The sequence below is a fragment of the Aeromonas sp. s6 genome, assembly GCF_040907815.1.
GTDB lineage: Bacteria > Pseudomonadota > Gammaproteobacteria > Enterobacterales > Aeromonadaceae > Aeromonas > Aeromonas caviae.
In genome coordinates, this window is the sequence record NZ_JBFOCN010000039.1 from 1 (window position 1) to 6041 (window position 6041).

The 6041-nt window shown below is 41.0% G+C and carries 5 protein-coding genes; 2 read left to right on the forward strand and 3 right to left on the reverse strand.

Translation table 11 applies throughout. The features are described from left to right. Window positions 1-226, forward strand: a 226-nt coding sequence (locus AB5Y50_RS05755; protein ID WP_368162447.1) for a transposase, incomplete at its 5' end; no start/stop codon positions are given. Window positions 227-910: 684 nt separating this feature from the next. Next, window positions 911-1693, forward strand: a complete 783-nt coding sequence (locus AB5Y50_RS05760; protein WP_124812705.1) for a hypothetical protein — start codon at window positions 911-913, stop codon at window positions 1691-1693. Between the two features lie 144 nt (window positions 1694-1837). Here the strand turns inward: AB5Y50_RS05760 and AB5Y50_RS05765 are convergent, their stop codons facing one another. From AB5Y50_RS05765 to AB5Y50_RS05775, 3 genes are read right to left on the reverse strand one after another with little or no spacing between them, the layout of a single operon-like run. Beyond that, entirely contained in the window at window positions 1838-3058 is a 1221-nt protein-coding gene (locus AB5Y50_RS05765) for an MFS transporter (RefSeq protein WP_069785450.1), read from the reverse strand. Further along, entirely contained in the window at window positions 3046-3858 is an 813-nt protein-coding gene (locus tag AB5Y50_RS05770) for a TylF/MycF/NovP-related O-methyltransferase (protein WP_053288697.1), read from the reverse strand. Before AB5Y50_RS05770 ends, AB5Y50_RS05765 begins: the two co-directional genes overlap by 13 nt. An 18-nt stretch (window positions 3859-3876) precedes the next feature. After that, a complete protein-coding gene (locus AB5Y50_RS05775) occupies window positions 3877-5058 on the reverse strand; it encodes a cupin domain-containing protein (protein ID WP_158657420.1) in 1182 nt (393 codons plus the stop codon). Window positions 5059-6041: the final 983 nt, after the last annotated feature.

Consider the following 6041-nt stretch of genomic DNA (forward strand, 5'->3'; position numbering starts at 1 on the left):
ACAGCATCCACGCAAGAACAAAACGGCCATCAACATCGAATACATGAAAGCCAGCATCCGGGCCAAGGTGGAGCACCCATTTCGCATCATCAAGCAACAGTTCGGCTTCGTGAAAGCCAGATACAAGGGGTTGCTGAAAAACGATAACCAACTGGCGATGTTATTCACGCTGGCCAACCTGTTTCGGGCGGACCAAATGATACGTCAGTGGGAGAGATCTCACTAAAAACTGGGAATAGCGCCTTAAATGGCGAAGAAACGGTCTAAATAGGCTGATTCAAGGCATTTACGGGAGTAAAAAATCGGCTCAAACATGAAGAAATGAAATGACTGAGTCAGCCGAGAAGAATTTCCCCGCTTATTCGCACCTTCCCTAATTAATGCGTCATGCGACTTATTTACTTGCCCACAAGTTGTGGTGCCAAATGAGTGATATCGTAACAGATTACATGAGTGGTTTGGTCACAAACCTATGAGTAGAGAAAACTAGATGAGAGGGCGATCACACCGAGCTGCATGTTTGGGATTGTGATGTCAACTGGCTGCACACCTGGTGTTGTTTGACCTCAAGAGCATGTGACATTGCGTACAAGCCCCATGGGACTGGCAACAATGTAGCACTCCATGCGGCCACGTTGGCAACAAGCGGGAAAGCAGCGCGTATCCACGCGCCAGCATCATCGTTGAAGATACTGCGATTCCAGATAGTTAACTGATAAAGCCAATAGAAAAGATCTTGATGAGTCCTCTTTATTCATGGCATGATAGTGTCATGGGTACTTCTGCACCCAGTTAGCCGACCTAGGCGAAGGTGTGTGACCAGCAGAGTGAAAGAAAATTCAATTAACCCTATTCTTCTATAGGGCGTATGTCGGCTAGCGCATCTAAATTGATGAAGGACAGGCGTATCATGAAACACCAAAACGATCACATCAAATTCCCTTCTGGTAATACCGTTGAATTCTGCCGTAAAAAAGCCAAAAAGCTCGCCAAGGAAAAGGGAATAAAGCTAGCCCAAGCGTTAGACATCATGGCTGAACTTAATGGGATTTCTGGTGGGTGGCACAATGCCATGCAGCAGCTTAATAATAAGCTTCAGCCTTCTGCGGTAATATCACCTAAACTACCTGAGAAATTGGAAAAACTGTTTGAAAAGATTGGTGCAGCAATACCTAAGCAGCCTGATCATGTTGAGCAGCTGATTAAAGATGCTGCAATGCCTAAGTTGCCCGCTAATGTTGAGCAGCTGATTAAAGACGCGGCAATGCCTAAGCTGCCTGCTAATGTTGATCGGCTGATTAAAGACGCTGCAATGCCTAAGCTGCCTGCTAATGTTGAGCGGCTGATTAAAGACGCGGCAATGCCTAAGCTGCCTGCTAATGTTGAGCGGCTGATTAAAGACGCTGCAATGCCTAAGCTGCCTGCTAATGTTGAGCGGCTGATTAAAGACGCTGCAATGCCTAAGCTGCCTGCTAATGTTGAGCAGCTGATTAAAGATGCTGCAATGACTAAGTTGCCCGCGAATGTTGAGCGGCTGATTAAAGATGCTGCAATGCCTAAGTTGCCTGATCATGTTGAGCAAATTCTTAAAACTGTTGATGTACTTATTCCGCGTGAAATAAGGGAGTATCAAAAGACACTGAAGCAGTTTGAGGATGTAGTTAACAAGCCGCTCTCTGACTTGAGGAAATAAGGCTTCATGTAATAGAGTGTACAGATATAGTTATCACTTGACACCGGCTTCAAACCGGTGTCTTTTATGCTACTAGGTTAGTAATGATGTTTTTATAAGCCCACAGAAGATCGCTTCCTAGCAGCTCATATCACCTCTTAGCGCCTACTCTTGGCTCTTTGCATCCAACGTCTGTTTAACGCCTTTTCTTGCAGTCATCATATACACAGCAAATAACCCTGTGATACCAGTAACACCTGCCAGTACAAACAAAAAAGCTCCAGATGAATGGCTAAGTACAAATGCTCCTATGAATGGCGCTATAAGCATCGCGCTGTTCTGGATTGCTTGCAGCCGTCCAGCTGCAATCCCAAGGCTTGCTTGAAAATTTTCAGCCAGGTATACATTTGATGAGATCGCAAATCTAGAACTGAAAAGCCCTACAACAAAAAATACTATAGCCAATGATGCCAATTGCAATGTAAAAGGTTCATATAATATGGGGGCGATCAAAATAAACATACACATAGTAATAAAGGCAGGGAATAAGATCTCCTCAATTAGTCCTTTAAGAGAAGAAGACGTAGCATTACGAGCACTCCACAACCCATACAGAAAGTTTCCTATAGCAGATGAAGATACTAATACACCAAGGGCACTTTTATCTAACCCGTTATCTCTAAGTAAAATTGGGAGTTGATTGTTGACCATGAAAACGGCGATAAAAAATATTGCCATTACTATGGCATATGAATTCCAACTTTCATTACTCAATGTTGATGGCTTTGAGCTTGGTGAATTGTCCAGTCCATCTTTAACTGTTGTAGTCTTTATTGTCCAGAACACAATGCAGCCAGCAAGCGTTAATCCACCTGAAATCAACAATGCATATTCGTCACTCCCGAATGACGCGATTGCTCCACCAAGTGCAGGGCCAGTTATCTTTGCTGCACTATTCATCATATTTAGCAAGGAATAGTAGCGAGTTCTGTTTTCCGCTGGTACACAACGAGCACTGATAACTGATATAGCTGGTGTGGCTATGCTATTAAATAGAGATCTAATTACAGCTATTGCCACAAAGATATATAGGTTGCTTGCAGTTAATAGTGCAACAGTCAGCAACGCCCTTAGCACGAGACTCGTACGCAACCAATAAAGAACTTTACAGCCATTAACCAAATTACTAATAAATCCGGTAAATATGATACCTGGCAATAGCATACTTGCGCCGATAATTGCTATCTCCATGCTATCAACTTGAAATCGATACACACATATTGTCAGTATGGCTATATAGTCAATCCATCCCCCGAACACGACCAACCCATCACCCAGTAAAAGTAGCTTGAGACGGTTTGAAAATGAATGAGTTATTTTATCCAAAAGAATACTCCTGCAACTTCATCTGCAATTTGAAGTGGTTTTGAAATTCCATTTTTTTCTCTAAATTCATCAACCGCTAGCTTACATCCTGGTAGATTATAATCATCAATGATGATGAATCCACCATCGGATATTAGGTGATATACGTTATCTAGAACGTCTTTTGTTGAGCTATACCAATCCGCGTCAATTCTTACAACACTAAACTTAACATTAGCAGCTGATAATGATGGTAGTGTATCTTCAAACCAGCCTGGCATGAAAATTATGTTATCATCGAGTAATCCATAACGATTAAAATTTTCCTTTACATCATCAATGCTTGCTAAGCAGTCCAGGTTATATATCGGGAGTGCCTTAGAAAATCGATACCAGAAATGATTTGCAAAAATCCCATCCTGGGTACTGGGAACCGGTAGACCTGAAAAGGAATCTGCTACATAAACCTTACGAGATGAGTTTAGGCTTTTCAGAACTCCAGCCATGTAGATTGAAGTCCCCCCTCTCAAAACCCCACAATCTAATACATCGCCAACAATCTTTTTTTCATTTGTGATTGTTATGGCATCTCGTATATTATTCAATGCGTCAATGCTAACGTATGTATGAATATTTCTAGATCTCTTGGTGTACTGAAGGATTTGAGTCAAGTCTTCTGCGCTGATATTAAGATTGATACCATCGTTCATTAATAAGTCTAGAGTCTTCTTTATTTCGTCCACTTCATCAGGTGTTGCTTTTGGACTATCAGGCTCATAGATTTTGTTTGTTAGCACTTTACTTAATAAATCAAGATACACGAAAACGCCCCTTTAATGTTACTCTAAAATGAGAATGCCAACATTAGCCAACTCTTGACAGAGCAGAACTTTCGACTCTAGGTTTAGGTCGCCAGAGAGCTGACTTGGAGTAAAGCAAACTAATCCACTTGAGCAAATATAATCTATTTCACCCTGACAATAATCAGGAAGAGTTACATTCGAAGGCCTTGAAACAAGCGGTTTTCCTGGGCTGATTGTCGAACTAAAATATATTGATATAGAACCGTCACCAGTTCTAGCTTGTATATCAACACCTTGCCTTAGCCGTAGCTTTGTTGACTCAGTAATCGCATGTGATGCAGCAAGAGTTTCCAGGCGTCTATCGCAGGTCTCATGTTTGGTTGCGCTATATGCGATATCAAAGTCAGCTTTAATTACATCAAAAGGTACTTTCTTTAATCGATCTAAAAGTAGTTTTGTATTTTTATCAAGAAGATCTCGTTCAGTGAATGGATAAATATTCTGTCTGAGTTCAACTATGTGCTCAGACATTAGCCGTAGGTATCCTTCCAGTACTTCAAAAATTTTTATTGGTTGCAAACCAATAGCCATATGTAATGAGTGGCTATCTAAGCATCGTGCAGAATGTGGCGCTCCTGCTGGAATATATAATATATCTCCAGGTTCTAGAATAACCTCAATTGATGGAGCTCCAAGATCGACATCTTTAAAGTTCTGTTGAAGTGGAAGAGTTGGATTATCGATTACCTTGTCCCAAACATGCCAAACTTTACGCCCTTCTAGTTGGACAACAAAAACTTCTGTGGTATCAAAATGCGTATCAAGGCCTGGGAAGTTTGCGCCAGTAAGGAATGGTTTTGCGAAAACATATCCACCAAAAATGTCCTCAAGGCTTTTGCAGATCTTAGCGATGTCACTGTGACGATTATCAAGATCTTCTAGCTTAAGTGTCGCACCAGATTTGAACGCTTCAAGTACGAATTCTCGTTGTGTTGTTGCTTGACCATGATAGGTCGGTATCGTTATTGCCACCCCATCCTTAGTTATTCTAACTAAGTTATGTAGCATGCCCTCTCCAGCAATCAAATAGCGATCAAAGTCAGCCAGGGTGAACATATTGATGAGACTGCTCTCTGCTCTTTGGAAGAGTGGCTTTTTTTCGAAGTAATTATTAAAAAAACTTTCTTGGTCAATAGACCCTATAATTTTATGCAACATTCTATAATCCCCTATTAAAAAAGGATGGTGTATACACACCATCCTTTTTCATACGTTCATATTCAGAACAGTACGTGCTGAACATGTTTCAGTGCAGCCGCAGAAACGAATTTAATATCCTTTTTATTCAGAGTCATTTTTTATTTCCTTATGAAATGAAGGTTGATGAATACCAGGAGCGAAGGCTCCAAACGGCGATTTCAATTTAATGGCCGAGAAGTTAGATGTAAACACCTTCTAGCAGGAAGATGCACGAGTGTTGATTATTTGTAACAAGCGATAATCCGTAGGATGTTGAGTCGAGTAGTGATATTGACTGAGGAAAATGCATATTTGATATAGAAAATTCAAATTCTTTACCAACATTAAGGCAAAAATATTTTTTTGACCCTAAGTGATTACTTATCTGGGTAACAAAAATCAATTGACATCTATATGTGAAATGTGGGTTTCACTATAAATTAGATTAATAGACTTCTTTTACACGTCTTGCGATTACTCAGTGGTTTTAAATCTGGTAAATGAGCTTGGTTATAGTTGTTTTGAAATAAATCAAACATACAAGCTATGTTATGCTCAGTCTCCTGCTCTACATGTAACCTCTGCATTGGTAAGCAAAGGTACAGAAAGCAGTAGCTCGTAGCCTATGATGAACATGGTGATATCAGACCGACTTCAACTCAGACAAGAATAGAGTCAAGGACGCTCAAAGACATGTTCTGTTGAGAGTAGTAGGTCAGGAGTGAAACGCTAGGGAAGCTGCGAATAAGCGGGGAAATTCTTCTCGGCTGACGCAGTCATTTCATTTCTTCATGTTTGAGCCGATTTTTTCTCCCGTAAATGCCTTGAATCAGCCTATTTAGACCGTTTCTTCGCCATTTAAGGCGTTATTCCCAGTTTTTAGTGAGATCTCTCCCACTGACGTATCATTTGGTCCGCCCGAAACAGGTTGGCCAGCGTGAATAACATCGCCAGTTGGTTAT